This is a genomic window from Streptomyces sp. NPDC000941 (genome assembly GCF_053599555.1).
The window spans coordinates 1-2,733 of the sequence record NZ_JBSFMM010000483.1; the positions used below are offsets into that span (position 1 = coordinate 1).

At 69.4% G+C, this 2,733-nt stretch carries 1 protein-coding gene; it reads left to right on the forward strand.

The features are described from left to right. On the forward strand, positions 1–2,733 hold a 2,733-nt coding region (locus ACWDSL_RS52880), incomplete at both ends, for a type I polyketide synthase (RefSeq protein WP_450496863.1).

Genomic DNA, 2,733 nt, shown 5'->3' on the forward strand with positions numbered 1-2,733 from the left:
CCCCAACCAACTCACCAACCTCCTCAACACCATCCCCCCAACCCACCCCCTCACCACCATCATCCACACCGCAGGAATCAACCTGAAGTCGGCCATCGCCGATCTCAGTGCGTCGGATCTCGCCGAGACAGCCGGGGCGAAGGCGACCGGGGCGGCGCTTCTGCACGAGTTGCTGCGCGAGCACGACACGATCGAGCGCTTTGTTCTCTTCTCCTCCATTGCCGGCACCTGGGGCAGCGCGAACCAGGCCGGATACGCCGCCGCCAATGCGTATCTCGATGCCCTGGCCCAGCACCGCCGCGCCCAAGGGCTCCCCGCCACCTCCATCGCCTGGGGGCCCTGGGACGGCGCGGGGATGGCCGCGGACGGAGACACGCGCGCTCACTTGCGCCGCCGTGGCCTCCGGGCCATGTCCCCTGATCTCGCCCTTGCCGCGCTCGATCGCATCCTCGGCCACGGCCCCGACAGCACCGCCACTGTCGTCGCGGATGTCGACTGGGAGGACTTCGCCACCACCTTCACCGCCCGGCGGCCGGCACCGCTCATCGACGACATCCCCGAGGTCCGCCAGGTACTACGCGGCGATACCGCCCCGCCCTCCGCCGACTCTCTTCGCGAGCAACTGGCACAGCGTTCGCCCAAGGAACAACAGCAGGCCCTTCTCGATATCGTCCGCACACACGTGGCCGCCGTGCTCGGGCATTCCAGCCCCGAATCCATCGACGCTCAGCAAGCCTTCAGCACGCTGGGGTTCGACTCCCTCACCGCCGTCGAGTTCCGAAACCGCGTCGCGGCCGCCACCGGCCTGGCCCTCCCCACCACCCTTGTCTTCGACCATCCAAGCCCCACGGAGTGCGCCACACAGTTGCGTACGGCGCTGCTGGGCGGGACCGACGACGAACCGCGCGAGGGCGTGTCGGGCACATCGCCCGAGCGCGCCCAGGCGGCAGCACCTCTGGACGATCCCGTCGCGATCGTCGGGATGGCCTGCCGCTATCCGGGCGGAGTGCGGTCAGCCGAGGATCTATGGCGGTTGGTCGCCTCTGGCACTGATGCCATCACCGAGTTCCCGACGGACCGCGGCTGGGACGTCGAGCGGATCTATCACCCGGACCCCGATCACGAGGGCACCTGCTGCACCCGGCATGGCGGGTTCCTCTACGACGCGGGTGAGTTCGACCCGGCATTCTTCGGCATCAGCCCGCGCGAAGCCCTGGCCATGGACCCGCAGCAACGGCTGCTGCTGGAAGCCTCGTGGGAAGCGTTCGAACACGCAGGCATCGACCCGGAGACCCTGCGCGGCAGTCAGACCGGAGTCTTCGTCGGAATCAACGTGCAGGACTACGCGGCTCATGTGCGGGAGGTACCGCAGGCGGTGGCCGGCTATGCCCTGACCGGCAGTTCCGGGAGCGTCGCTTCCGGCCGTATCGCCTACGCGTTCGGCCTTGAGGGGCCGACGGTGTCGGTGGACACGGCCTGCTCGTCCTCCTTGGTCGCGCTGCACATGGCCGGTCAGGCGCTGCGTACGGCGGAGTGCTCGCTCGCGCTCGTCGGCGGAGTGATGGTGATGTCCACCCCGGCGACCTTCATCGAGTTCTCCCGCCAGCGGGGCCTGTCTCCGGACGGGCGCTGCAAGGCGTTCTCGGCCACGGCCGACGGCACGGGCTGGGCGGAAGGCGTCGGCATGCTCCTCGTCGAGCGGCTGTCCGACGCCCGGCGCAACGGCCACCGTGTTCTGGCCGTGGTGCGCGGCAGCGCGATCAACCAGGACGGTGCCAGCAACGGCCTCACCGCCCCCAACGGCCCCGCGCAACAGCGCGTCATCCGCCAGGCCCTGGCCGGCGCCGGGGTGTCGCCTTCCGAGGTGGACGCGGTGGAAGGGCACGGCACGGGAACGGTCCTCGGTGACCCCGTCGAGGCCCAGGCGCTGCTGGCCACGTACGGGCAGGACCGGGCCGAGGACCATCCGCTATGGCTGGGGTCGGTGAAGTCCAACATCGGACACGCGCAGGCGGCGGCCGGTGTCGGCGGTGTGATCAAGATGGTGATGGCTCTCCAGCACGAGACGCTGCCCCGTACGTTGCATGCCGACGAGCCTTCGCCACATGTGGACTGGTCCGCCGGGGCGGTACGGCTGCTGACCGACGCCGTGCCGTGGCTACGGAACGGGCATCCTCGGCGTGCCGGTGTCTCTTCCTTCGGCGTCAGCGGCACCAACGCGCACGTCATCCTGGAAGAGGCGCCCACCGACGAGCCTGACGGTATGGGGGTGGCAGGGCCGACTGCCGCGCCCGCCATGGAGGAGCCAGGCGTGAAGGCGTCCGCTGTCTCCCTGCCTTGGCTGCTGTCCGCGAAGTCGCCCGACGCGCTACGTGCCCAGGCGCGCCAGCTGCGGGAGTTCGTGTCCGCGGCTCACGAAGCCGGTTCCGGTCCGGGGCTCGCAGACATCGGATACTCACTGGCCGCACACCGGTCGGCCTTCACACATCGCGCAGTGGTCATCGGCTCCGACCGCACCGACTTCCTGCGTGGTCTGGATGCTTTGGCGGCCGACGAAGCCCACACCGCTGTCGTCACCGGTACGGCGAGGAAGACCGGTGACCTGGGCAAAGTCGTGTTCGTGTACCCGGGACAAGGCGGTCAATGGGCCGGGATGGGACTACAACTGCTGGAGACCTCACCCGTCTTCGCCCAATCGATCCACGCCTGCGAACAAGCCCTCGCCCCCCACAC